17 protein-coding genes and 2 pseudogenes are annotated in these 25,169 nt (G+C 59.3%); 9 read left to right on the top strand and 10 right to left on the bottom strand.

Annotated features, from left to right (window positions below; translation table 11 throughout):
* Positions 1–57: 57 nt before the first annotated feature.
* The gene (locus ACAD63_RS00105; RefSeq protein ID WP_195427725.1) at positions 58–888 is read right to left on the bottom strand and encodes a CHAD domain-containing protein; all 831 of its coding nucleotides are present in this window, start codon (positions 886–888) and stop codon (positions 58–60) included.
* Between the two features lie 189 nt (positions 889–1,077).
* Between ACAD63_RS00105 and ACAD63_RS00100 the strand changes: the two genes are divergently transcribed.
* Entirely contained in the window at positions 1,078–1,515 is a 438-nt protein-coding gene (locus tag ACAD63_RS00100; protein ID WP_434033277.1) for a PaaI family thioesterase, read from the top strand.
* Between the two features lie 30 nt (positions 1,516–1,545).
* Complete coding sequence (locus ACAD63_RS00095) at positions 1,546–1,932, top strand: VOC family protein (RefSeq protein ID WP_434033276.1); 387 nt, start codon at positions 1,546–1,548, stop codon at positions 1,930–1,932.
* 24 nt (positions 1,933–1,956) lie between these two features.
* Here the strand turns inward: ACAD63_RS00095 and tam are convergent, their stop codons facing one another.
* The 5 genes from tam to rpmH form a co-directional block, all read right to left on the bottom strand.
* Entirely contained in the window at positions 1,957–2,727 is a 771-nt protein-coding gene (gene tam / locus ACAD63_RS00090) for a trans-aconitate 2-methyltransferase (protein WP_434033275.1), read from the bottom strand.
* Positions 2,728–2,937: 210 nt separating this feature from the next.
* On the bottom strand, positions 2,938–4,608 hold the full coding sequence (gene yidC, locus ACAD63_RS00085) for a membrane protein insertase YidC (RefSeq protein WP_434033274.1): 1,671 nt from the start codon (positions 4,606–4,608) through the stop codon (positions 2,938–2,940).
* 21 nt (positions 4,609–4,629) lie between these two features.
* A complete protein-coding gene (yidD, locus tag ACAD63_RS00080; protein WP_133096641.1) occupies positions 4,630–4,947 on the bottom strand; it encodes a membrane protein insertion efficiency factor YidD in 318 nt (105 codons plus the stop codon).
* A gap of 16 nt (positions 4,948–4,963) precedes the next feature.
* The gene (gene rnpA / locus ACAD63_RS00075; RefSeq protein ID WP_434033273.1) at positions 4,964–5,413 is read right to left on the bottom strand and encodes a ribonuclease P protein component; all 450 of its coding nucleotides are present in this window, start codon (positions 5,411–5,413) and stop codon (positions 4,964–4,966) included.
* 142 nt (positions 5,414–5,555) lie between these two features.
* The gene (gene rpmH / locus ACAD63_RS00070) at positions 5,556–5,690 is read right to left on the bottom strand and encodes a 50S ribosomal protein L34 (RefSeq protein ID WP_008650850.1); all 135 of its coding nucleotides are present in this window, start codon (positions 5,688–5,690) and stop codon (positions 5,556–5,558) included.
* 802 nt (positions 5,691–6,492) lie between these two features.
* On the opposite strand from rpmH, the gene dnaA reads away from it, so the two are divergent.
* From dnaA to ACAD63_RS00045, 5 genes are all read left to right on the top strand, one after another.
* Positions 6,493–8,268, top strand: a complete 1,776-nt coding sequence (gene dnaA, locus ACAD63_RS00065) for a chromosomal replication initiator protein DnaA (protein ID WP_434033272.1) — start codon at positions 6,493–6,495, stop codon at positions 8,266–8,268.
* Positions 8,269–8,649: 381 nt separating this feature from the next.
* Positions 8,650–9,765, top strand: a complete 1,116-nt coding sequence (gene dnaN, locus ACAD63_RS00060; RefSeq protein ID WP_116320112.1) for a DNA polymerase III subunit beta — start codon at positions 8,650–8,652, stop codon at positions 9,763–9,765.
* A gap of 242 nt (positions 9,766–10,007) precedes the next feature.
* Positions 10,008–12,533, top strand: coding sequence for a DNA topoisomerase (ATP-hydrolyzing) subunit B (gene gyrB, locus ACAD63_RS00055; protein WP_434033271.1), 2,526 nt, complete (start codon positions 10,008–10,010; stop codon positions 12,531–12,533).
* 305 nt (positions 12,534–12,838) lie between these two features.
* Positions 12,839–13,489: a hypothetical protein gene (locus ACAD63_RS00050; RefSeq protein WP_434033270.1), complete on the top strand. Its 651-nt coding sequence runs from the start codon at positions 12,839–12,841 to the stop codon at positions 13,487–13,489.
* Between the two features lies 1 nt (position 13,490).
* Entirely contained in the window at positions 13,491–15,746 is a 2,256-nt protein-coding gene (locus tag ACAD63_RS00045) for a hypothetical protein (RefSeq protein ID WP_434033269.1), read from the top strand.
* 168 nt (positions 15,747–15,914) lie between these two features.
* Here ACAD63_RS00045 and ACAD63_RS00040 read toward each other — a convergent pair whose 3' ends face one another.
* Genes ACAD63_RS00040 through ACAD63_RS00030 form a run of 3 tightly spaced genes read right to left on the bottom strand, consistent with a single transcriptional unit; the run spans position 15,915 to position 20,998 of the window.
* Positions 15,915–16,757, bottom strand: a complete 843-nt coding sequence (locus ACAD63_RS00040) for a phosphoadenosine phosphosulfate reductase family protein (protein ID WP_434033268.1) — start codon at positions 16,755–16,757, stop codon at positions 15,915–15,917.
* Positions 16,750–20,079 carry an ATP-binding protein gene (locus ACAD63_RS00035; protein WP_434033267.1) on the bottom strand — a complete coding sequence of 1,110 codons (3,330 nt, stop codon included), beginning with the start codon at positions 20,077–20,079 and terminating at the stop codon, positions 16,750–16,752. Before ACAD63_RS00035 ends, ACAD63_RS00040 begins: the two co-directional genes overlap by 8 nt.
* Positions 20,072–20,998: a DUF4007 family protein gene (locus tag ACAD63_RS00030; RefSeq protein ID WP_434033266.1), complete on the bottom strand. Its 927-nt coding sequence runs from the start codon at positions 20,996–20,998 to the stop codon at positions 20,072–20,074. Before ACAD63_RS00030 ends, ACAD63_RS00035 begins: the two co-directional genes overlap by 8 nt.
* Positions 20,999–21,646: 648 nt before the next feature.
* Here ACAD63_RS00030 and ACAD63_RS00025 point away from each other — a divergent pair.
* Positions 21,647–23,365, top strand: a complete 1,719-nt coding sequence (locus ACAD63_RS00025) for an ATP-binding protein (protein ID WP_434033265.1) — start codon at positions 21,647–21,649, stop codon at positions 23,363–23,365.
* Between the two features lie 931 nt (positions 23,366–24,296).
* Here the strand turns inward: ACAD63_RS00025 and ACAD63_RS00020 are convergent.
* Positions 24,297–24,957, bottom strand: a pseudogene (locus tag ACAD63_RS00020) (IS256 family transposase); the annotation flags it as partial.
* On the opposite strand from ACAD63_RS00020, the pseudogene ACAD63_RS00015 reads away from it, so the two are divergent.
* A pseudogene (locus ACAD63_RS00015) lies at positions 24,883–25,169 on the top strand (acetyl-CoA C-acyltransferase); the annotation flags it as partial. The pseudogenes ACAD63_RS00020 and ACAD63_RS00015 overlap by 75 nt on opposite strands.

Below are 25,169 nucleotides of genomic sequence, written 5' to 3'. Positions count from 1 at the left end.
TGCACTTGCAGGAGCGCCGCGCGGCGCGGTGGGTCGGCCGCCATGTCGGGCGGGGCGTCAGCTCGCGCCGGGCGGTGGCGGCGGCACGTCGTCGGGCAGCTCCGCCACGTCAAGGCACTCGCACATCAGCCGGCGCGCGACGATGGCGTCGACAAAGCCGCCCAGCCGCGTCTGCTGCCTGATCAGCTTGCGGTGCAGCCGCCTGGTATAGCGCGACGGTAGCACCGGTGCCAGCGCCTCGATCGTGTAGCGCAGCCGCTTGCCCGCGATGCGCTGGTCATGCACCGCGCCCAGGTCGCCGCCCTGTGCGGCCTGCTTCAGCGCGAGCAATCGCTTGCGACCGCGGCGCACACGCTGGCTTGCGAACGGGCCCAGGCGGTCGCGCCGCCCGGCCTTGCCTCGGGCGGCGACCTTTTCCGCAAGGTGGCCCAGGTGGGCGAGATCGCGTTGCACGACAGGCAACTGTCCGTCGCGGTAGCTGACCAGTGTCGCCAGCATGGCCGCGCGAGCGCTGTTGCGCCGTGTGGCGGCAACCTCGGCCACGGCGGCCAGCACCGGATCGTCCGGCGCTTTCCCGTGCGCCGGGGCAACGGTCTCGGCCAGGAACACGTCCCAGTCGCGCACCTCGCTGGTCGCTCGCGCCAGCGTGCGCAGTTCGCGCTTCCAACGCTCGCGCTCCAGCAGTGGCAGCGCTGGCGCGAGCGCCCACAGCACCGCGCGCGCATAGCGCACCGCTACGCGTAGCTGGTGCAGGTCTTCCGCTTCGTCGCGGTGCAGCAGATCCTGCAGGGACGTGTCGATCCGCGCCAGGCTGGCCTGTGTCAGCGCGGCAAAGGCAACGACCGGATGCGTCTTGCGGCGCAGCGTGGGCGGCTGGGCGTCAGTCATGGCGGTCTTCATGCGGTCAGGCGCGCCGGTGGAGACGCAGATGCCACCAGTGTAGGCGACGGCACGCGCGAACGTGCCCGGGCGGCGCATCAGGCGCTGCCGCGGTTGACAGCGGCCCGCGGTCGCGCTGCAATGCGCACACCGCCTGGTGATGCAGTGACCGTAGCAGTGACCGTACGAGGACCCGCCATGACCACCGAACAGGAGCGTCTCCTGCTGCGCGACACCATCGCGGCCGGCTTCCGCCAGGCCGCCTTCGTCAATGATGTCGGCATCGCGCTGGCGGATTGCGGGCCGGGCTGGTGCGAATCGACGCTGGCGATCACCGCGCGTCACCTGCAGCACGGCGGCATCGTCCACGCGGGTGTGCAGGCCACCATGGCCGAGCACACCGCGGGCGCGGCGGCCACCACCATCCTCGAAGCGGGCCAGCACGTGGTCACCGCGGAATTCAAGATCAACCTGCTCAGGGCCGTGCGCAGCGACCGGCTGCGCTGCCGCGCCGACGTGCTCAAGTCCGGCCGCTCGATCATCGTGGTCGAGGCGGATCTGTTTGCGGACGTGCATGGCGAAACGGTGCTGGTAAGCCGCTTCAACGCCACCATGAGCGTGCTGGACCTGGCCTGAGTCCAATCCCAATCCTGCAAGGAGCCAAGCATGATCGACCATACCGGTGCCAGTGTCAGCGATTACGGCAAGAGCCGCGCGTTCTACCTGGCTGCGCTCGGCGCCATCGGCTACGGCCTCGTCAAGGAATTTCCGGCCAGCGTCACGGGCAGTGCCGACGTGGCGGGCTTTGGGCCGCCGGGCAAGCCGGATTTCTGGATCCACCGCGGCGAGCCCAACCGGCCGCCGATCCACGTGGCCTTCCGCGTGGACAGCCGCGAGCTTGTGGACAAGTTCTACCGCGCCGCGATCGAGGCGGGCGGACGGGACAATGGCGCGCCGGGGCTCCGGGCGCACTATCACCCGGATTATTACGGCGCCTTCGTGCTGGACCCGGACGGGCACAACATCGAGGCGGTGTGCCACAAGCCGGCCTGAGCCGGCTGGTGCGGCAGATGGCGATCAGCGCGTCGCCACGATAAACAGCCGCGGGAACGGCAGCAGCACCGACTTGTCGGGCAGCGCGGGATACGCCTTCGCGATCTCGCTTTCATAGCGCGCCAGGTACGCCAGGCGCCCGGCCTCGTCCAGCGGCTGCAGGAACGGCCGCAGGCCGCTGCCCTTGAACCACTCCACCACCGCCGCCGCGCCGCCGGCCAGCGGATGATGGTAGGTGGTCACCCACACATCCACGCGCCGGCACAGCGGGCGCAGCAGTTCGTAGTACCACTGCGCCGGCGAACGCTCGGCGCGCGCCTTGCTGGCGCTGGCCAGCTGCTGCGCCCACGGGCTTTCCGCCGCCACCTGCCGCATCAGCCGGTGCGCGGGCTCTTCCAGGTTGTCGGGCATCTGCACGGCCAGCGTGCCGCCTTCCGAGAGTTTGGAGACGAGCCTGGGAAAAAGGCTGGCGTGGTCGGGCAGCCATTGCAGCACGGCGTTGGCGAGGATCACGTCGTACGGGCCGGGATCGTCCCAGGTGCCGATGTCGGCCACGCGGAACTGCACGTCAGGCAGGCGCTTGCGTGCGGCCTCGACCATGTCGTCGGAGCTGTCCAGGCCGGTGATCGATGCGCCGGCATATCGCGCCAGCAATACCTCCGTGGAATTGCCGGGGCCGCAGCCGATATCCACTGCATTGCGCACGATCTCGTTCGGGATGGCGGCGACGAGATCGCGCACGGGACGGGTGCGTTCGTCTTCGAAGGCAACGTATTGGCGGGCGGACCAGCTCATGGGGATCTCCGGACGTTGAGGCGCAGGCCAGTAGCATACGCCTGCAAAACGCCTGCCGCAGCCAACACCGCACGAACGCGGCTCCCCTCGCCGCTTGCGGGAGAGGAGCAAACCGCCAGGGAATCAACGCCTGTCAGTCATCAAACAAAAAAACAAAAAGCCCGGCGACTCCGCCGGGCTTTCCGCTGACTACATCAACGCAACAGGCAATCAGCTCTTGGCCACCACCGCCGTCTTGCCCTTGCCAAGCATCCGGTTGATCTGCCATTGCTGCGCAATCGACAGGATGTTGTTCACCACCCAGTACAGCACCAGGCCGGCCGGGAAGAAGAAGAACATCACCGAGAACACCAGCGGCATGATCGTCATGACCTTGGCCTGCACCGGATCCGGCGGCGTCGGGTTCAGCTTGGTCTGCACGAACATCGACACGGCCATCACGATCGGCAGGATGTAGAACGGATCCGGCACCGACAGGTCCTTGATCCAGCCCAGCCACGGCGCGCCGCGCATTTCGACCGACGACAGCAGCACCCAGTACAGCGCGATGAACACCGGGATCTGGATCACGATCGGCAGGCAGCCGCCGAGCGGGTTGACCTTCTCGGTGCGGTACAGGCCCATCATCTCCTGGTTCATCTTCTGCGGGTCGTTCTTGTAACGCTCGCGGATCGCGGTCATGCGCGGCTGCAGGTCCTTCATCTTGCCCATGGACTTGTAGCTCGCCGCCGACAGCGGGAAGAACACCAGCTTGATCAGCACCGTCAGCGCGATGATCGACCAGCCCCAGTTGCCCAGGAAGCCGTGCAGCTTCTCCAGCAGCCAGAACAGCGGCTTGGCCAGGATGGTCAGCCAGCCGTAGTCCTTCACCAGCTCCAGGCCCGGGGCGATCTTCTCGAGCATGTGTTCTTCCTGCGGGCCGGCGAACAGGCGTGCATCGGTGCTCACCGTGGCGCCCGGGGCCACTTCGCCCAGCGGCTGCTGGATGCCCACGCGGTACAGGTTCGGATCGATCTGCTGGACGTAGAAGCTGTGCTCCTTGCCGGTCTGCGGGATCCAGGCCGAGGCAAAGTAATGCTGCACCATCGCCACCCAGCCGTTGTTGGCGGCGGCAGGCACGGTAGCCTTGCCCTTGGCGATGTCTTCAAAGCTGATCTTGTGGTACTTGTCCGCGTCCGTATAGAGCGCCGGGCCCGTGAAGGTACTGTAGAACTGCGACTGCTCGATCTTGCTGCCATCGCGCGCCAGTTCCAGGTACAGCGTCGGCGACACCGGCGCGGTGCCGGCGTTGGTCACCGCGAACTTGGTGTCCACCACATAGCTGCCCTTGCGGAACACATAGGTCTTGGTGAGCTTGACGCCGTTCTTCTCGGCGGTCAGCACCACTTCCAGCTGCTCGGCGCCGTCCAGGTTGCGCGGACCGGGAGCAGCGGTGAACACCGTGGTGTGGTTCGGCAGGTCGCCGCCGATCAGGCCCGAGCGCGCCATGTAGGTGTGCACGTTGTCACGCTCGAACAGCACCACCGGCTTGCCGTCCTTTTCGAGCTCCTTGAGCAGCTCCAGGCGCGACACGATGCCGCCGGCGGTGTCGATCTCGGCGCGCACCGTGTCGGTGGTCACCACGATCTTTTCGCCGGCGGGCTGGGCGGCGGCCTGCGGCGCAGCGCCGGCGGCCGGGGCGGCTGCGCCAGGCTGGACGTTGGCCTTGGGCACGTCGCCCTGCGCGGCCGCGCCGCTGGCGGCCGGCGCCGAAGCGCCCTGCTGCTGCGTCGCGCTCGGGAAGAACATCGACGCGTGGCCTTGGGAGCGTTGCCAGTTGTCGTAGAGCAGCACGAGGGACATCGAGAAGATGACCCAGAGGATGGTGCGTTTGATATCCATGTCTGGCTGTGGTCGGAGAAATCAGGGTCTGGGCAGACGGATCGCTGCAGGCACATGGGGCGCATGGCCTGCCGCGGCATGGACGGAACGGCCCGATGCGGAGTCCGCCCCGGCTGTGTCGGTTTCCGTGCCCGGCACGGGATCATACCCGCCTTGGGCGAAGGGATGGCAACGGCACAGCCGGCAGGCGGCCATCCAGCTGCCGCGCGCGGCGCCATGATGGACGATCGCGTCGCGGGCGTAGTCGGAACAGGTCGGCAGGAAGCGGCACTGCGAGCCCAGGTAAGGACTCAGGGCGATCTTGTAGATACGCAGCAGGGCTAGCAGGATTCGCTTCATGATGAGACCGTCAGGCCTAAAGGCCCGGTGGCTGGCTCTGCGGGGCAGAAGCCGGCGGCGGGGCGGGCGGTGCAGGGTTGGCAGCGGGCGGCGGCGGCAGCGGCCTGGCCGCCACTTCCAGCAGGCTGGCGATTTCCGCCGCGCACGCCTGTCGGACCGCCGTGCGCGTGGCAAATTCCGCCCGCGGGAATTTTGCCTGCAGGCGCAACAGCACATCACGACCCGCCAGCTCCTCGCGGCGCTGGCGGAACAGCTCGCGCGCCATCCGCTTCACCAGGTTGCGCTCGGCGGCGCGCGGCGCGAACTTCTTGCCCACCACCACGCCCAGCCGGGCTTCGGCCTGGCCGTTGGCGCGCACGTACAGCACGAAATGCGTGCTGCGCCGCCGGGGCCGCAAAGCAAAAACGGATGAAAACTCATCCGTCTTTGTTAGCCTCGCGGCTTTGGGGAAGGCATGGGCTGACACGCTGGGCAAGGCTGGCGAGAGATACTGCTGACTGACTAGCTGGACCCGGCGGCAACCCGGCGCAAACTGCGCAGGCCGCCCTGGACCCGAGGCAAGAGGCATCGACGGCGCCGCTGGCGCCGTCAGGCCGGTTGCCCGGGCCTCAGATGGCCAGGCGCTTGCGGCCCTTGGCGCGGCGAGCGTTGATGACGGCACGGCCGCCACGGGTCTTCATGCGCACGCGGAAACCGTGGGTACGCTTGCGGCGGGTAACGGAAGGTTGGTAGGTACGTTTCATGTTGCACTCTCTGGTTGATCTGGGCGTGCCCGGCTTCGGCCGGTGCCGGGGTGCCGTGGCCGCCGCGTATGGTTCGCATGGGGCTGCCGCTGGCAAGGAACTGCCGCGGTAATGCCGACGATTCTGGTTCTGTCTTGCTGCCGGCCGGCGGCGCAGTGCAGGCGTTGGCCTGTGGGCGCGGACGGCACGAACAGGCCAGACCCGGCGATGCGCATACGTGATCCCCTGCCGCATCGCAGAACCCGGCATTTAACCCAGTTTTAAAGAAGGTGTCAAGGTAAACGGCATTGTGCGCCGACACATATGCCACAAACCGAAGAACCTGTCAGTGCATCATTGTCCACAGTGGCCAGTGCATAAACTTTTGTGCCCGAGGCGCCGCCAACATATAAGACAACCCAGCCCAAAGTCCCTGTTTTGCCTGGTGTTTCGCGGCTTTCCACAGCCCGCTACCCCGCACTGCAGCACGGGTTGTGCACAACAATCCACTGAATTTGCACAAGTTGTCCACAGACTTATCCTTTGTGGATAACTCAGGGGCGGGGGTACAATCCCGGTCCAAACACATCACGGGCTGCGTGGCGCAGGCGCAACCCGGGCCCCCTCCGCGAAAACGCATGAGTTAACGCACGCTCAGTGCGGCGAGCTGGTCGCTCGCTGGCTGGCGCATGGCATGCCGCGGGGGTACGCCAACCGGTAGTGATTACCAGTTCGGCGAGCAAGGCCCGGTCGACGCGACGTATACGCCGCTTGTGACGTGCCCGGGCCGCGATCCCCGGGTGCCACTACTAAACAACAAACAATGCAAGATTTCTGGCAGGCGGCAGCCGCGCAACTCGAGCGCGAGCTGACGCCGCAACAGTTCAAAACGTGGATCAAGCCGCTGGCGCCCGTTGCGTTCGATGAAGAAACGCACGCGCTGCGGATTGCTGCGCCCAACCGTTTCAAGCTGGACTGGGTCAAGAGCCAGTTCTCCGGGCGCATCACCGCACTGGCCTGCGAATACTGGGAAGCGCAGGTCACCGTCCAGTTCGTGCTCGATCCCGCGGCCTCCGGCCGTGCCGCCGCCTATATGCAGGCGCCGCAACCGGCCATCGGGCCGGGCGCGCACCCGCAGGGCGGCGCCATGGGCGTGGACGGTCACGCAGCCCCGGGTACGGGCATGGGTGGCTATCCGGGCGGCCAGCAGATGGCCGCGCAGGCGCCCTACCCCATGGCCGGCCAGTCCGGCTATGGCGACTATCCGCCCGCCGGCTACGGCATGGGCCAGCCGCCCTATGGAAATCTGTCCGCCGCACCGGTGCCCGCGAATGCCCGCGCGCAAATGGCCGGCATGGGCCAGGGCGGCCAGCATCCCGGCCAGCACGGCGGCCACGGCAACCCGCTTGGCAACCATCCAGGCCAGCATGCCAACGACATGGGCGATATCGACGTGGTCCACATGGACCCCGCCGAAGTCAGCGCCCGCTCCTACCGCGCGCCGCAGCCGCAGTCGCAGCCGCCGATGGGCGGCCCCAACGGCATGCCCGGCCACCAGCCCAGCGACACGGTCCACGAGCGCTCGCGCCTGAACCCGATCCTGACCTTCGACAACTTCGTCACGGGTAAAGCCAACCAGCTGGCGCGCGCCGCCGCCATCCAGGTCGCCAACAATCCCGGCAAGTCCTACAACCCGCTGTACCTGTACGGCGGCGTGGGCCTGGGCAAGACCCACCTGATCCACGCCATCGGCAACTACATGCTGCTGGAGAACCCGCGCGCGCGCATCCGCTACATCCACGCCGAGCAGTACGTGTCCGACGTGGTGAAGGCGTACCAGCGCAAGGCGTTCGACGAGTTCAAGCGCTACTACCACTCGCTCGACCTGCTGCTGATCGACGATATCCAGTTCTTCTCCGGCAAGAACCGCACGCAGGAAGAGTTCTTCTACGCCTTCGAGGCCCTGATCGCCAACCGGGCGCAGGTGATCATCACCAGCGATACCTACCCCAAGGAAATCACCGGCATCGACGATCGCCTGATCTCGCGCTTCGATTCCGGCCTGACCGTCGCGATCGAGCCGCCCGAGCTGGAAATGCGCGTGGCGATCCTGATGAAGAAGGCCGCCGCCGAGAACGTGAACGTTCCGGAAGAAGTCGCCTTCTTTGTCGCCAAGCACCTGCGTTCCAACGTGCGCGAGCTGGAAGGCGCGCTGCGCAAGATCCTGGCGTTCAGCAACTTCCACGGCAAGGACATCACCATCGAGGTGACGCGCGAAGCGCTGAAGGACCTGCTGACAGTGCAGAACCGCCAGATCTCGGTGGAGAACATCCAGAAGACCTGCGCGGATTTCTACAACATCAAGGTCGCTGACATGTACTCGAAAAAGCGGCCTGCCAATATTGCCCGTCCGCGCCAGATCGCGATGTACCTGGCCAAGGAGCTCACGCAGAAGAGCCTGCCGGAAATCGGCGAGCTGTTCGGCGGCCGCGACCACACCACCGTGCTGCACGCCGTGCGCAAGATCGCCGACGAACGCAGCAAGGATGCGCAACTCAACCATGAGCTGCACGTGCTGGAGCAAACGCTCAAGGGCTGATGCATGGTCGTTCCCGGCCGTAGACCGGGAAAGGCGCATTTTGAAGGGCCGGCCCTCCGAGGCTGGCATACTGTAGGGTGCGCGCCACGGACAACCCGTGGCGCCTGGGGAATTAACGTCAGCGTCGCCGGAGCAACAGTCCGGAAAGTGGCCACCGATAAGGCTTTGCGGTGAGTCGGGACGGGATGGCAAGTGCGCCAAAGCGCACCAAGGCACCAGCGTGGCTTTTTGTGCACAGCTGGCCCGCCAGCCGGTCCCGCCCCGCTTCACCGCAGCGGCTTATCCTTGGTACAATGGCACATTAACTCCTTGATTCCTAAGTGAATTCGGAGTTGTTTGCGTTCTGCGGTCGCCGACTACAAACGACGAAGGATAAATTCAATGCAATTGGTCAAAACCTCGCGAGACAACCTGCTGCGTCCGCTGCAAATCGTGAGCGGCATCGTGGAGCGCCGCCACACCCTCCCGATCCTGGCCAACCTGCTGATTCGCAAGTCCGGGTCGAACGTGTCCTTCCTGTCGACCGACATCGAAATCCAGATCACCACGCATGCAGAATGCGGCGTCGGCAACGACAGCGTCGCCACCACCGTGGCCGCGCGCAAGCTGCTCGACATCCTGCGTGCCATGCCCGACGGCGACGTTGCGCTGTCGCTCAACGACAAGCGCATGACCGTGCAATCCGGCAAGAGCCGCTTCGCACTGCAGACGCTCGCCGCCGAAGAATTCCCGACCGTTGCCGAAGCCAGCGAATTCAACGCCAGCGTCACGCTGCCGCAGAAGACCTTCAAGCACCTGCTGGCAATGGTCCACTTCGCCATGGCGCAGCAGGACATCCGTTACTACCTGAACGGCATGCTGCTGGTGGTGGAAGGCAAGAAGGTCATGGCAGTCGCCACCGACGGCCACCGCCTGGCCTACTGCGGCGTAGAGCTGGAGAACGAAGCCGCCGGCGTCGGCGCGCGCCAGGAAGTCATCATCCCGCGCAAGACCATCCTGGAACTGCAGCGCCTGCTGGAAGACAACGACGATCCGGTCACGGTGCAGCTGGCCGCCAACCAGGTCAAGTTCACGTTCGCCAATATCGAACTGATCTCCAAGCTGGTCGAAGGCAAGTTTCCCGACTTCCAGCGCGTGATCCCCAAGGGCTACAAGAACGCCTTCGCGATCGACCGCGTGCGGCTGCAGCAGGCGCTGCAACGCACCGCGATCCTGACCACCGACAAATTCAAGGGCGTGCGCTGCATCCTCGACACGCACGTCCTCAAGATCAGCTCCACCAACGCCGACCAGGAAGAGGCGCAGGAAGAGCTGGAACTCGATTACTCGGGCGACGCGCTCGATATCGGCTTCAACGTGACCTACCTGCTCGACGTACTCGCCAACCTGAAGAGCGAGCAGGTGCAGGTCAGCCTCGGCGACTCGAATTCGAGCGCGCTGATCACCGTGCCGGAAGACGACAACTTCAAGTACGTCGTCATGCCGATGCGCATCTGATGATCCGGTAACAGGACACGCAGAAGACGAGCTACCGGAGCAGCAAACGGCACGCATTGACACCCGGCCCGGCCGGGAAGTCCTGGGGATGAGCATCCCGCAGCGGGGGCAGGATCGATATGACGATCCGCCCCTTTTGCCGTTTTTAGTAACCCGCCATGCGGACCCTTCGCGCCCCGCTGCCAGCATCCAGAGCATGCCGGCCCGGCCCGAAATCCGTATTCGCCGCAAGTAGGAAAGACATGACCGAACAGCAGAAACCGCAACAGGAAAACACCTACGGAGCCTCCTCGATCCAGATCCTGGAAGGCCTGGAGGCGGTACGCAAGCGCCCGGGCATGTATATCGGCGACACCTCCGACGGCACCGGCCTGCACCACCTCGTCTTCGAGGTGCTGGACAACTCCATCGACGAAGCGCTGGCCGGCTACTGCACCGAGATCCAGGTCACCATCCACAGCGACAACTCGATCTCCATCGTCGACAACGGCCGCGGCATTCCGCCCCTGGTCAAGTTCGACGACAAGCACGAACCCAAGCGCAGCGCGGCGGAAATTGCCATGACCGAGCTGCACGCCGGCGGCAAGTTCAACCAGAACAGCTACAAGGTATCGGGCGGCCTGCACGGCGTGGGCGTGTCCTGCGTGAACGCACTTTCCAAGTGGCTGCGCCTGACCGTGCGCCGCGACGGCCAGGTCCACCTCATCGAATTCGCCAAGGGCGATGTGCAGAACCGCATCATCGAGACCGTGCCCGGCCCCGACGGCCAGCCCGTTGAAGTCTCCCCGATGAAGGTCATCGGTGCCACCGACAAGCGCGGCACCGAAGTCCACTTCCTGGCCGACGAAGAAATCTTCACCAACGTCGAGTTCCACTACGAGATTCTCTCCAAGCGCATTCGCGAGCTCTCGTTCCTGAACAACGGCGTCCATATCAAGCTGGTCGACCAGCGCACCGGCAAGGAAGAAGACTTTGCCTTCTCCGGCGGCGTGAAGGGTTTTGTCGAGTACATCAACCGCGCCAAGACCGTCCTGCACCCCAACATCTTCTACGCCAACACCGAAAAAGACGGCATCGGCGTGGAAGTGGCCATGCAGTGGAACGACGGCTACAACGAGCAAGTGCTCTGCTTTACCAACAACATCCCGCAGCGGGATGGCGGCACCCACCTGACCGGCCTGCGCGCCGCGATGACGCGCGTCATCAACAAGTACATCGAAGAAAACGAAGTCGCCAAGAAAGCCAAGGTGGAAACCACCGGCGACGACATGCGCGAAGGCCTGGCCTGCGTGCTGTCCGTGAAGGTGCCCGAGCCCAAGTTCAGCTCGCAGACCAAGGACAAGCTGGTCTCGTCAGAAGTGCGCCTGCCCGTGGAAGAACTCGTCAGCAAGGCCCTGACCGACTTCCTGCTGGAAACGCCCATCGACGCCAAGACCATCTGCGGCAAGATCGTAGACGCCGCCCGCGCCCGCGAAGCCGCCCGCAAGGCCCGCGAAATGACCCGCCGCAAGGGCGTGATGGACGGCATGGGCCTGCCCGGCAAGCTGGCCGACTGCCAGGAAAAAGACCCCGCCCAGTCCGAACTCTTCCTGGTGGAGGGCGACTCCGCAGGCGGCTCCGCCAAGCAGGGCCGCGACCGTAAGTTCCAGGCCATCCTGCCGCTCAAGGGCAAGATCCTGAACGTAGAGCGCGCCCGCTTCGACAAGATGCTGTCCAGCCAGGAAGTGCTGACCCTGATCACCGCGCTGGGCACCGGCATCGGCAAGGACGACTACAACCTGGACAAGCTGCGCTACCACCGCATCATCATCATGACCGATGCTGACGTGGACGGCTCGCACATCCGCACCCTGCTGCTGACGTTCTTCTACCGCCAGATGCCCGACATCATCGAGCGCGGCTATGTCTATATCGCGCAGCCGCCGCTGTACAAGATCAAGCATGGCAAAGAAGAGCGGTATATCAAGGATGATGTCGAGCTCAATGCTTATCTGTTGAAGCTGGCGATGGAGAAGGCTGTGCTGGTGCGGCCGGATGGGTCGGAGATCAGTGGAGATGCGCTGACTGAGCTGGCGCGGCAGTATCAGCTGACCGAAGGCGTGATTGGCCGCCTGTCACGTATTGTTGATACGGACGCCCTGCGAGCCATTGCGGACGGCGTGGCGTTGGATCTGGACAGTGCCGCTGCGGCGGAAGCCTCAGCCGTGGCGCTGAAGGCCAAGCTGGCTGAGATGCATGCCAAGACGCTGCTCGGCGCGGCCGTGAATGATGATGGTACGGCTGATGTGTATGCGCAGTTTGATGAGAAGACTGACAAGCATCGGCTGATGATTGCGCGTCGTCATCATGGCAATGTGAGGTTGTCGCATCTGGATGCGGATTTTGTTCATGGGGCGGATTATGCTGCGCTCTCCAATGCGGCTAAGACTTTCCAGGGGCTGACGCCTGAGGGGACCAAGGTGCAGCGCGGGGAAGGTGACAAGCTGAGGGATCAGACTGTCAATGACTTCCATGGGGCTATGCAGTGGTTGCTGTCCGAAGCCGAACGTGGTGTGTCGCGTCAGCGCTATAAGGGTCTTGGTGAGATGAACCCTGAGCAGTTGTTTGAGACGACCCTCGACGTTACGCAACGCCGTCTGCTGAAGGTGCAGATTGAGGATGCTATTGCGGCGGACCAGATCTTTACCACGCTGATGGGGGATGAGGTGGAGCCGCGGCGGAACTTTATTGAGAGGAATGCGTTGGTAGCACAAAATATCGACGTCTGATCAGTTGTGTCCAGCAGCGAAATGGATGTGTTCTTGCAACTATAATTCGTTCGGATCAAGGGCTTGCGTTTATTGGCGAACCCTTGATACGTGCGACTCCGTTGACTGAATATAGAGTATTTGCGTTGAGCGAAATAGGTGCATGGCAAGTTACGCTACTTGAAACGCCACTGACGGATGCGTAGCGATCAGTGTTTCGCGTGAAGTACTATTTCTCGCGTTAATTGCTTGGCTATGCCCTCAGAGTTACGTAACAAAAAGATGAAATGTACTTCTGAATGCATGGCGAAGCCGGTGTGTCACTCATGAACGTTGAGCGCGGTCGTGCGTTGAGCTGGTCTGAGATTGAGGCAGCACCGGAAACGGCAGGCGTCTACGCTTGGTATTCGCATATCACGATATCCAAAGCTGATATCGAGGATGCTATAAAGCGCATCAATCAAGCTAAGGAGCGAGGTGAGCTGTATGCTCGCGCCGAGGTTGAGGCAATTGTCGAGCGCTTCATATTTAGCCCTTATCGTGAGACGCCGTATAAAGTCAGCCTGAGAGGCCCGCTCAAACCTCGCTTCCATGGCGAAGTTGTGCATGAGCCCGCCAAATCCGACTCGCTTATCGCACGCCTCGTTCAAGATCCTGAGCGTCTCAAAGCCGTTTCCGAAGTTCTCAAGACAGCTGCACCCTGGTTTACGGCTCCCCTGTACATAGGCATGGCCTCAAACTTACGTAATAGGCTAAAGCAGCATAAGGCTAAAATCGTCGACCTTCGTGACAACTGGTCCGCATCAGGTTTTAATGAGCCAACGGAAGCCGGTTTTGCGAATCAGATCGTAGCTCGTAATTTCGATCCCACAAACTTATTTGTGCATATTGCCGAAGTGCATGTGGATAGCGGCGAGCATAACGACATCGAGAACATTCTCAACCGTATCAATTACCCAATCTTCGGACGCAACTGACATGGCACTACTTTCAGGGAACAGAAGCGCACTAGATGTGCATCTCAACGGTACCGTCGGAACGTTCCGGGTAAGCTCGGAAAGTGGTGAGTCAGCCGGTGTGGAGGTTCGCTATCTCCTGACTCACGTTACACTTTCGGAAAAGCAGGGGCAAACTCAGTTGCTCGACATGCTGGCTCCGGTTAGAGAGGTTTTTGACCTCAAGCAGCTCGGATTTGAGGAAATAATGCAACGCGACATCGACGACGCTAGAGTGTCGCTGGAGCTAATTCCATATCTGCTTGATTCCTCCACGTCCGGGCAAATTAAGCTTTTTCCTCCGATCGTGGCTGTTGTTTTGCCATTGAAGCCTAACAGCCGCGTTCCAGATGAGTACTATCGTGCCATCCAGCGCTCGGATTTACCGTCATCGCTCCATAGTGGCCATACAGAACACCGGATCACGGCGGGTTTGTCTGGTGATGAGCAGTTTGAATTCTTTCAGTACTCAAAGGATGGTAATTACCTTTCTTCGGATGGAGCGCGGCTAAGTTTAGCACGTGACAATTGCGCCCTTGCTATCGTGGATGGCCAACACCGCGCAATGGCACTTCTTGCTCTCTACCGCAACATGAAAGGGGGGTGGTCCGATGCTCGCCGCAGCCCTTATGAGGGTTACTATCAAGTCTGGCCCGACAAAGAGATTCGCGCATATAACCTCAACGAGCTTCAGCTCCCGGTTCTAATTTGTACGTTCCCGGAGCTTGACGGAAGTCAGACTAAAGATGTTGACGTGGTAAGAGCTGCCCGGCGTGTGTTTCTGACTTTAAATAAGACGGCAAAGAAGGTTTCCGATTCGCGCAATAAGCTTCTAAATGACCAGGATATTGTAGCTGAATGTTTGAGAGAAACGTTATCGTTCATCAAGGGGCTTGGTCCTAAGGATGATACTGGACTTCGAATTTGGAATGTTGAATTGGATCAGGAGGGGGATCGTGTAAAAGTTGGCAGCGACGTCGCCTTCACAGGCGTCAGTCACCTCTACCACTCAATTGAGCACTTGCTTATGTCAACTGCGCCGGTACGAGGGATTGGTGCCCGGGGTAAGGTTGGGGCGCCTAGAAAGCGACTTGATGAAGCATTTGAACGCCTAGGGCTCAAGGATGAGCTCACCGCAGATCAGAAGGAGCTCAATACTCGATTTAACTATTCTGATGAGATCGCCGAAGTATTTCGAAAAAAATGGCGAAATCTATATGTACCAATTGTTGATCGGGTGTTTGGGAAATTTCATCCCTTGGTGGCTTTCTCGCGAGCGGCAATCGGTCTGAATAAAGAGCTGACAGGCCGGCGGGATATGGTGTTGGAAAGAATGCTCTTCGATGGTCAAGCAACGGCTCGGACCTTCGACGACTTTCGAGAGGGCCTATATCGACGCGTAATTGACAAAGAGCCCGGTTGGACTACACCAGAACTGAAAGAGACGCTCGCACGCGTCGACGGAGTCGTGCGAAGCCGTCGGGAAATGGTCGAGTCGATGAAAGCCGAACGTGCCAACTACATGCTTGAACAGCTTAGCCCGCAAGCTAAGAAGAAATTCATTGCTGATGGCCATGTTGTAAAGCCAGTTCGAGAAGCTGTGGACCGTTTGTACGACAATGTGTTCTCGACGGTTGCCTTCCAAACTGCTTTGGTCTGCACATATGCCGAAGCGGTACAGGAAGCATTAGGCGGTGTGGATAAATCGACGGTCGAGCTACTGGACCAGTATATTGCGGCCTTGAACAAGCTCTTTGCTCCGCGGAATGCTGAGGATTTGAAGCGCCTCTTACATACGTTCGAGGGCCTCCTGGAAATCGAATCGGAGGTCAAGCTAGTTCTTGGTGGCCCGACATTCCGACAGGTAGTCTTGCCTGCCGAACTGCAACCTGCTGAGTGGCCGAAGTATCGCTATATTCTGATCGAGCTCTGGGAGACGGACAGCGAGGAAATCAAATCGCTGATTGACGTGGAACGCAAGTCTGGACGGGAGCAAATTGCTCAGGCACTTTTCAGAAGGCGTTTGCGTAGTTATTGTGAAGATGAGCGAGTTCCCGAGGCGGACGTCGACGCGGATATAAAAGATGAAATTCTTGATAAATCAAAAGAAATGTATGAAGAGTTTCTTTCGTCTTTAATCGGAAAAAAGGTAAAGTTGCCAAGGAGTATCTTTGAGCCAGGCGTCCCGTCGGCAAGCTCGGTCGATCCTGAGAGTGGTGAGTCACCAGATCCTACTTAACAGTTTGGTATGACAGTCGAGACAGGCGCCCCAGTAGTAATGGGGCCGCTGTTGTTGAAACGTCAAATGAAAAATTCCCCTTTTTCGAAACAAAAAAGGGGAATTTTTTTCAACGGAAAGAGCGCCGCGTGGAAGCGGGACTGCAAAACGTGTGCATATGAGCTGACATTATTTGTGGCAAATCAGGCAGGACCCGCCCCCCTCGTCGTCACCGTAAACATCATCAATGTCTTCATGATTCGGCCTCGCGGGCCGAAGTGGATTTATTGGAATGCTCGCACGTAGCCGGGCTTTGCGAACCTCATAGCTTCCGACGATCTGCGCCATACGTTCAGGCCGCTCCAACTCAGAAAGGGACTCACGGTCGGACCAGGTGAACGGAGAGCCATGCTCAATGGCATCTTTTTCCAGGGCTTTTGCCTCTTCAAAAGCCTTCGGGTGTCGCTCTTTCAGTCGCACCCACTCAATCTTTTGTTGAAAAAAGCAGAATGTGCACCCGCTGCGGGAACGCCACTCGTAATACTTTGGGTAGCCTACGCCCGATGACTCGAGGATTTCTGTAACGCCAGCCTTGTCAATCCCGGACTCACGAAAGGGCAATTTTACAAATAGGTTCTTCTGTTTAGACGCATAGCCTTCACGGTATTCTTCGTCGGCCCGGATGGCGACATATGACGTTACAGAATCCCCCGCTGCGAGCATAGGTCTGATCCACTGCTCGAACGGAACGAGTTTAAGTTGCTTAGTGCACCAGCGAGTCTGTGGAGAAGGCAAGTAATGGTTGTACTCGCGCAGCCAGAAGTCGAAATCACGTCGCGGATTAAGGCGGATGATCGGCTTACCTAAGTAGCCTTCCAGGCGACCAAGAAATTCATGGACCTCAGGAAGTTCCTTGCCCGTATCGGTAAAAAAATACTCGATGTCGAGCTCCGGATGGTATTGGCGCATGAATACTGCAAGTGCTGCACTGTCCTTGCCGCCTGAGAGCCCCAACACGTGTCGATCAGCCATTGGCGTCCTCCTTATCTTCCATTGCCACGCGCATTCCTGCCTTTGCGAGGATGGCTAGAAGTACATCGGTCTCGAAGCCTTGCTCTTTAAGCTCTTTTGCAAGCTCAGCCGCCTTCGTTTCGACCGCCTGGCGGTGTCGATCCGAGATCGAGAACGATCGCGAGATAGTTTTGGTTGCTGACCCAGCACCAATGACCACAGCAATTGCTTCGCTGGTGGGATTGCGACCCTTGATAGACGCAAACGCTTCGGCTTGCCGGAAGCGGAGTGCCACTTTTGACATTTCGAGCATTGCGGCATCGATATCCATGTCGGTCCAGTCGCGAGGCGGCTTATTGGCCGCCAAACTCAGGACGCCTTCGATGCTTAGGCGCGCACCGTCATACTTGGCCAGGCGAGTTGCGAATGAATCCTGCCGCAAATCGCCGGTTAGGCCGGCGACGGTTGTTGCGCGAGCCCGTAGCCTATCAAGCTGCTCCGCAGGAGCGTCCAAAGCTAGCAACATTGCTGCCTCCACCTTTCGTAGCATTGCATCGTACGCCCCTGCAAGTTCTTCAATAGGCTGTCGAAGGGCTGCTATGTAGGCCTTTGCACTGCTTGCATCGAGCAGCGTGACAAGATCAACGAAAAGTACCTTATGGGGATCGCTGGCTTTAAGCAAGATGTCGCGTACTGCTCGCGTTTGCTCGCTAAGCTGTTGTGTGCGCTGCGACCAGGCGGGAAGATTGAACACCAGTGCTACGAGACCACGTGCCGCCTCCAATGGATCATTCGCCTCTGAGGCATGTCCAACATCAGCCAGGATTTGCGATATCCCCTTCAGGATCCGTGTTCGCTCTTCGTCGATAACGATCCAGCGAAGGGAGAATCGCTTTGGATCCTGCAAGTATTCGTCAATATCGGCATCGGTCAATCGCGGAATGAATATCCCATCCTTGTAGACGGCGATGTTCGATTTGTGAGCCAATACAAAGGCAGCGAAGAGAACTGGCTGAATACCTACCTTTAGCCCATATGGAGGTGAGGACCAAAGCTCGTGGATCGAACTCGCCTTAACCTTGGAGGCCGCGTCAGAAAAAAGATTGCGTGTCTCCTGCCAAAGCTTGGCAAATGAGTGCGGATCATTACTGTCTGGGGGCGAGAAACGCCACTGTCCGTTGTCGCCCTCTTGATGCAAGCCAGTGCTTCTCAGGAGCGTTTCATAGAGACCACGTTCTGCGGGGAAGCCATCGATACTCAAGTTTTCGAAACCTTCGAAGTCGAGCATGCGATGCAGGAGATCGCGGCGGGCTTTGACGCTGTTACTTGACACGCTATCCCGGTTGACAAGCTCGCTCCAAACAGAAGGGCAATACGCATAAAGCTCATCCGCAAGTTCCGAAGCTACAGCCGATAGGCGTGACCCGGTATCCATCGGCGCCTCCCCGCCATCGAACCAATGAGCGCCACTTATGGCCGCTTGCAGCTGCTCTTCCAGGTTCGCCTGAGCTGCGGCTAGACGCGCATGGACTTCACGACGTGCCACGGCATCGCCGCCAAGCTCATGCCGGTTCTTGACGCTTTCTAGTGCTTGGAGCTCAGAGCTCAATTCCTCAATGCGCGCATGGTTCTTCGGAATTCCAATAAGCACTGGCCATGGATCCTTGCGTGCCCATTCTTGTGCTCGCTTCAGCGCGCTCTTATAGCTCACCCCGCGACCGGGCAGTGCGAGCGCAAACAATCCGAACTCTCCCTTGGATGGAGCATAGTTGTTTGCCAAGCGCTCCGCGTCCTCAAGCCGATGCAACGATAGGTTCATCCAGCGCATTGTGCCAGTCTCATGGTAGTGGCGCTTCGCTACTACCGGATGTAAGCCCATGAGCTGGGATAGGTGAGCGAAGTCCACGCCTGGCGAGGACGCCAGAGTCTGAGCGATTGCAGAATCAATGTCGAAGTCACTGCCTTCGAATACCGACCAAGCGCCGATGTGCTTCTTAAAAAGGGCAACGCGCATAAGCGCTAGCTGTTCCAGCCCCTTCTCAATTTCGTCCGCCGGGCGCTTGAAAAAGATTGCACCAAGGACGGTAGCGTCAGCTGCAAGGCCAGAGCCATTGCGGAAAAGGTCAATGATGGCAATGTTCTTAATCAATTGAACCAGGAACGGATCGCCCGTCTTGGCTTCTGTGCGTTCGATTGCCTCGACTGCTTGCGACCAGCGGTGGCCGTCTGGAGATGCAAGGATCGAAAGCTCAAGGTTCGCTCGGAGGTAGTCCCAATAATTGTCTGGTCGATACCAAGTAGCTTCGGGCACTTCGGTGGAGCGCAGATAGGCTTGGAACCCATTTGGTTCCATGGAGGATAGGAATCCAAAGATGCTGCGTTCGTTCTGACCAAATTGCCGTTTAGAAATCGGGCCAAGAAGCGCGGCCATCGATGGGTGCAAAGGCCAGCATCGGGCAAGAGATTCTGCGAATTTGCTACCAACAGCCGGCCGGCGCGATCGGATCGAGTTCGCGATGACCTGAGACGCGTCGAACCGCCACTCTGGGCTTCTGTCAGTTTCAATCGCTCGACCGATTAATTCTACGACTTCGTCGCTTGGGGCAACGAACGGTAAGTCCACATAGCGACCTTGCACCTTCGACCAATCGTCCCGGGTATCGATTCCAAGTCGCGCGGCGTACTGAGCGAAGGATTGATGGAGAATGCCAACGATGACCAGCCGGCCATTGACACGAGCGGCAGCTTCTGCCAGTTCTTGAAAAAAATAAACATCATCGCCATTGCCGAGGGCAGATGCTTCCAGGAACTTGCCCATCTCATCCAGAATGACCAAAACCCCATCTAGGGAGCGGTCTTCTGCAGTTTGGCAAAGCTCATTGATTAGCGCGGTCGGTGAAATCTTGCGATGGTCTGTGCCCTTTCCCTTGGCTTTTCGCAAGGAAGAATTAATCTCCGCTACAACGCTTCCGCGCTTTCCGACAACGGGAACGGTTAGCCAGCCTTTTCGCGCGGGGAAAGCTCGGTCGAAAGCGGGCATAGAGTCGAGACCGAGAGCTTTGCGAGCCAGTGCTCGCAAAGACTTGTCAATATGCAACGCACTCGCGAGCGCAACTGCTAGAGACGACTTGCCTCCTCCGAATGGGCCGGTCCAAGTGAATGAGCGTTGATTTGTTTCTGCCAGTTGGATGGCCATGCTGTCCAGAACAGCGGTAGCGGTGGCATTACGGATATACCCGCTAAGGGCGTCTTTGCGGCCCAGGTCCGCATCGACGCGAATCGAGCGCTGATAGTGCCGCGAAATTCGGACAATATCCGACAGGAGGTAGTCCTTGTCATTCATATGCAATTCGAATTAGGTTCAGGCGCAAAGTCTCGCTGTCGCCGGTCTTCTTATGGACTTGGCGGAGGCCCGCCGTGTCCGTCCAGGCCAAGTGGTCATTGGTGAGGTCGGACAGAGCCATCAGCCTTTCTGCGACTGAGTCCTCGTCGAGCTTGAACACACGTCCAGGAGCGCCTTCTCCATAAGCGACCGTCTCGAATGCCAGCGAACTAAGCCCCGGAGCAGATCGCTCCCAGTAGTCCAGCAGGGCATAAGCAAACAGGCCATCATGCAGCGTTACCTTAGGTCCTCGCCGAAAAGCGTACTGGCCCTTATGAACCTCTTGCAGCAAGCCCAATTCTCCAAGCAGCGGTTCAGCAAAGTCCTCTGGCGTACCGCCGGCAAACCTCGGCGCGTAGCTTCTTAAGCATGTCTCTAAGTCACGCGAAAGCGTGGATGCAGACAATCGTCGCTGCGGGGCTAGCTTGCGAGCATAGACCTCCAACATCGGCTCGAGCTCTTGGCGTGTAAAAGTCGGTGTTGTCACATGGTTGAAGAGCCAGCGCCACGTGGTCGAGCGCTTGCCTTCGCCGGCCAAGCACCAATGAGCGAGCCATGCCGTAGCGGGGTTCTCTGCGTAAGGGTCAAGCCCTCCATCAGACAAAATCTCCCGGCCGATTGTGGAGATGACGAAGGAGTCCGGATCGTCTACTGAATCACGAATCACATCGCAGGCCATCGCCCAATGTCGGATCGAAGCGACCATGTTCTTACCAACGCCAAACGAAGCAATGGCTTTTTCGTCAGTAAATGTGGACTTAGGGACCTTTCCTCCCTCGATAGCCTGATCGAAGGCCTTCTTAAGCCACATTTGGCGAAGAGGGAAGGTCTCGTGGCCAGAGAAGTGGATGGGAGTCGCCGATTGCTGAGATGTCTTCATTGCGCCATTTTAGCGGCTATGCGGAACTGGCGGTAGCCACCAGTTCGACACGAACCACCTGAATGCGAAATTGCCACAGCGTCACTATACTGTACATTTGTACAGTATGTGGTTACTTTCCGATGCCGGTCCCGAGCAAAGTAACCTATTGGGCTCATTCCAGCTCTGGGCTAGCGGATACGGTTAGGGACCCTCGGATCCACCCGCCCGCTCCGCTCGCGAGCACATACGCCATATGATCTCCGGCTCGCTGCGCCGCAGTTTAACGTGCCTTACACCTCATAGTATTTGAATGGCGAATATGTGCGATGCCGCACGTAGCATGTTTTGAAAATGGTTCTTGCTGTCCTTGACTACTTGAGAGTCCGACAAGTCGCACGTGGCCGTAAGGCACGTGGGAACAGAATCGTCGAACGAGCTAACTGATGCGCAGGCGGCGGTCATTCCGTGCTTGGTGAGTCTTAGCTCCAACGCCATCCTGATTCCGAGAGACCTGCCGCGAGGCGGGTTTTCTTATTTCTAGGTGCCGGTTTCGGGCTCGCTCACCCGTCAACTCATGCGAGAGAAAAAATGCAAGCCGCTCCAACCACAATCCCCTCCTCCCAACGAACTTCCAACGCTGATGCCCTGAGCCTAGTTGGCGCCACAATGAAGGAAAAAGTCTTTCCGGTTCGCCTTGACCGTATGCTCGAGTCTCTTCGCTATGCGGAATACGACATGTCCCACGGTATGGGCGAAGCGATCGATAATTCAGTAGAGGCGGGAGCAGCGGACGTATGGGTTTTTACGGAAAACGAGATTAAGAAACTCGGCTCCAAATCTGTGGAGGTAATATCCCAGATCGCCGTCGTCGACAACGGTGAAGGGATGTCCAAGGACGTGTTGCATCGGTGCCTTGTCCTCGGTGAATCCCTGCGACAACCCAAGCCAAGTGGCAAGTCGGGAATCGGCAGATTTGGGGTAGGCATGACCTTGGGTGCGATCTCGCTTGGTCGTCGGGTTGAGGTATACGCGAGATCGAGCGGAGACGAGCCATTCTTGTTCACATACATTGATCTGGACGAGATCGCAAACAAGACACAGGTCACAATTCCTGAACCCCATCCGAAGGACCCGCCGGGGCATTTTAACAAGTTGCTTGCAGACTCCGGTGGCACCGTAGTGATTATCTCAAACTGTGACCGATTACAAACTGCACCAGTTGAATACGATAAGCCAATTTCCGCCTCGGATCAGATCAAACCTTTGATGGGCTTCCTCGGACGCACTTATCGCAAGTTCATCGACGCCGGGCGGAATTTTTGGCTAAATGGTGAGCCTGTCTTCCTGCATGATCCTCTCTATTTGATGGAGCCGACGTACCCGGAGCACAAAGCCGGTAAGCTCGACATCAAGGCTAAACTCAAGGGCGAAACCGAATTCGAACTAGCCGTGCCGAACATGCCTGGCAAAACCGCGAAAGTTAAGCTAAAGCTTACGCTATTGCCAAAGGAATGGCGTTCTGCAAAAAACTCGGGCGGAACGCAGTTCGCACGAGACCGAAAGATTCACGAAAATGAGGGCGTCTCGATCCTAAGGGCGGACCGTGAGGTGCTGTATGGAACGGTGCCTTTCATACTAGGCAAAAAGGGTCAGGCTCGCTCCTTGGAAATCGATCGCTGGTGGGGCTTGGAGATCTCCTTTCCGCCTGAGCTCGATGAATACTTCCATGTCCGCTATATCAAGCGTGGCGCTGAGCCTATCGCTTCCTTGCGCGACAAAATTCGAGAGCAAGTGTGGAGAGCTGTAAAAGAACTCCGCGAGGAAATTTCACGCGACTTGAATCAAGACCCGGCAAGCAAGGACCGAGAGCAAGGGGTGTTCGCCGATGCCGAAAGCGCAATGGCGGAAGCTGAGACGATACTGCCTAAGGGCAAGCGAGGAGTCGATACGCCGCCAGAGGAAGCGGAAAGGCAGCTGGGTGACGTGGCCAACCAAGATATCTTCGTCGCCTCACCGGAGCAGAAGGAGCAAAAGAAGAACGAGCTAAAGAGCAAACCGTTCTCGATCGTACCGGTGACCTTTCCGAAGAACGTCTTCTTTGAGACCGAGCATATTCTAGGCAAGATTATCGTGAAACTCAACGTGCAGCATCCTTTCTACAAGGAGGTCTTTGAGCCCCTGTGCGGGACTATTTCGTCTTTGGCTGAGGACTCCAAGCTCGACGAAGGGGCTGACACAGAGGAGAAAATCCAGGCAAGAAGGGCGCTCTTGCTGCTAATTCTCAGTTACGCCAAGGCAGAATCTTTTTTTGACGATAACGACGACGTATTCACGAATTTGCGGTCCCAGTGGGGCGTTGCTCTCGCTACTGCGATAAAGTCGTGAGGCCCGAATGCTGTACTACACCCCTACCCTTTTCTTACCGCAGATTGTGCGAGCACTTGTAGAAGAGGGTAGGCCTGGGGCGTACGTGCTTGGTTGCGGAAGTGACTTTCAGATTGGCTATGTGGGGCGCTCGGACAGATGTGTTATGGCTCGCCTGGTATCCCATAACTATCTCTACCGCTTCGAGTACTTTATATATCGATACGCTAAAACTGCTCTAGAGGCGTTCTTGTATGAGTGCGAGGCGTACCATGTGCTGCGGCAGCGCGGCGCTTCCATAGCTAATAGGCATCACCCTGCCGCCCCACGGGGCAGTGGCCTCCGATGTCCGTACTGCGAGTTTGCTTGCGACGTTCGGCGCGGACTACTAGCTGACTAAGTTGCCGCCGGGGGTGTCCCAACTAGGCTGGCTTGGCGACAAACAATGCAAACCGTCTATGTGATCGCTTTGAAGCTTATTGAGATCGCACTCGCGCTAGAACGGTTTACTGTCATTCTCAGGCATGCGGGAGAAGAGGGCGAAAGACTATAGTTCTGACGGGACAGCAATTCATCTCCAAAAGTCCAACTCAAGGTGCCAGGACAAATCGTGGTCAATCAGATGGCCAAGATTGAGAGTTTGCGCATAGCTTCGCGAAAGCTGTTCTGGGAGACTGGATGTGTCACCAACACATTGGTCGACCAGGTTTGACAGCCTGACCCACGTACACCGGACGAGCAGCGAAGCGGTATCCTCTCGTCTTTCGCCTACGTACGCTCCCTATGGGGCGGGCCGTGGCGGGGGAGCCTTCGGGCTCGCCGGTGGTACGTGCCGGTCTGTCAACCCTGCTTCGTGCTCGCCCTCCCGATTGACAGCGGACGACGAGCCTCCATCATTCCCGTACCGGAGGGCCTATCCGTATTTTTGTGTGCGAGGCGGTTTTGAATTCTTTCAGCCTCGAGCGGCAGTAAATCGCTCGCCATACAGAATAGCAAACTGATTCATGGCGGACTTCCAGTCATAGGTCGTACGAACGGACTTGGTCAGCACGTTGCGCAGGGCCAGCCATAGCAACTTGATCGCAGCCTCATCCGAAGGGAAATGCCCCCGGGTCTTGATGATTTTGCGCAACTGCATGTTCAAGCTTTCAATGGCATTCGTGGTGTAGATCACACGTCGGATATCGGGTGGGAACACGAAGAACGGCGTGACGTGCTCCCAGGCGCGTCGCCACGACTGTACGATCATCGGGTACTTCTCGCCCCACGCTGGCTGCGCTGTAGATTGGCCGCAGCGCCTGGGCCAGCACCTTGCGCTCCTTGTAGTTGGCGTAGTCCAGGCTGTTGCGGATCAAATGAACAATGCAGGTCTGCACCGTCGTGCGGGGATAGGCTGCGGCAACGGCCTCCGTCAGGCCCTTGAGGCCATCGACCACGGCGATCAGGATGTCCTGGCAGCCTCGGTTCTTGAGTTCATTGAAGACCTTGAGCCAGAACTTGGCGCCTTCGGTCTGTTCGACCCACAGGCCCAGCACATCGCGTTGACCGTGATGATGGAGCGCGCCGAGGCCGAGCGCCGCGGCCTGAAGCCGCTGGCGCGCCTGGTCTCGTACGGCCATGCCGGTGTCGATCCGAAGACCATGGGCATCGGCCCGGTGCCGGCGACGAAGATCGCGCTGGAACGCGCCGGCCTGCAGGTGGCGGACCTGGACGTGATCGAAGCCAACGAGGCCTTCGCCGCGCAGGCCTGCGCCGTGACCAAGGCGCTGGGCCTGGACCCGGCCAAGGTCAACCCGAATGGCTCGGGCATCTCGCTGGGCCACCC

The sequence above is a fragment of the Cupriavidus sp. a3 genome, from assembly GCF_051015765.1.
In the GTDB taxonomy this organism is placed as follows: Bacteria; Pseudomonadota; Gammaproteobacteria; order Burkholderiales; family Burkholderiaceae; genus Cupriavidus; species Cupriavidus oxalaticus_A.
This window is presented reverse-complemented; position numbering and strand designations above follow the sequence as displayed.

Bases quoted from the DNA above. Each gene is read 5' to 3' on its own strand.
- tam (WP_434033275.1), bottom strand. From the start codon at position 2,727: ATGAGCTGGTCCGCCCGCCAATACGTTGCCTTCGAAGACGAACGCACC.
- ACAD63_RS00030 (WP_434033266.1), bottom strand. From the start codon at position 20,998: ATGAAGACATCTCAGCAATCGGCGACTCCCATCCACTTCTCTGGCCAC.
- dnaN (WP_116320112.1), top strand. From the start codon at position 8,650: ATGCAATTGGTCAAAACCTCGCGAGACAACCTGCTGCGTCCGCTGCAA.
- ACAD63_RS00095 (WP_434033276.1), top strand. From the start codon at position 1,546: ATGATCGACCATACCGGTGCCAGTGTCAGCGATTACGGCAAGAGCCGC.
- ACAD63_RS00035 (WP_434033267.1), bottom strand. From the start codon at position 20,079: ATGAATGACAAGGACTACCTCCTGTCGGATATTGTCCGAATTTCGCGG.
- ACAD63_RS00045 (WP_434033269.1), top strand. From the start codon at position 13,491: ATGGCACTACTTTCAGGGAACAGAAGCGCACTAGATGTGCATCTCAAC.
- yidC (WP_434033274.1), bottom strand. From the start codon at position 4,608: ATGGATATCAAACGCACCATCCTCTGGGTCATCTTCTCGATGTCCCTC.
- ACAD63_RS00040 (WP_434033268.1), bottom strand. From the start codon at position 16,757: ATGGCTGATCGACACGTGTTGGGGCTCTCAGGCGGCAAGGACAGTGCA.
- ACAD63_RS00050 (WP_434033270.1), top strand. From the start codon at position 12,839: ATGAACGTTGAGCGCGGTCGTGCGTTGAGCTGGTCTGAGATTGAGGCA.
- ACAD63_RS00100 (WP_434033277.1), top strand. From the start codon at position 1,078: ATGACCACCGAACAGGAGCGTCTCCTGCTGCGCGACACCATCGCGGCC.
- dnaA (WP_434033272.1), top strand. From the start codon at position 6,493: ATGCAAGATTTCTGGCAGGCGGCAGCCGCGCAACTCGAGCGCGAGCTG.
- gyrB (WP_434033271.1), top strand. From the start codon at position 10,008: ATGACCGAACAGCAGAAACCGCAACAGGAAAACACCTACGGAGCCTCC.
- yidD (WP_133096641.1), bottom strand. From the start codon at position 4,947: ATGAAGCGAATCCTGCTAGCCCTGCTGCGTATCTACAAGATCGCCCTG.
- ACAD63_RS00025 (WP_434033265.1), top strand. From the start codon at position 21,647: ATGAAGGAAAAAGTCTTTCCGGTTCGCCTTGACCGTATGCTCGAGTCT.
- ACAD63_RS00105 (WP_195427725.1), bottom strand. From the start codon at position 888: ATGACTGACGCCCAGCCGCCCACGCTGCGCCGCAAGACGCATCCGGTC.
- rpmH (WP_008650850.1), bottom strand. From the start codon at position 5,690: ATGAAACGTACCTACCAACCTTCCGTTACCCGCCGCAAGCGTACCCAC.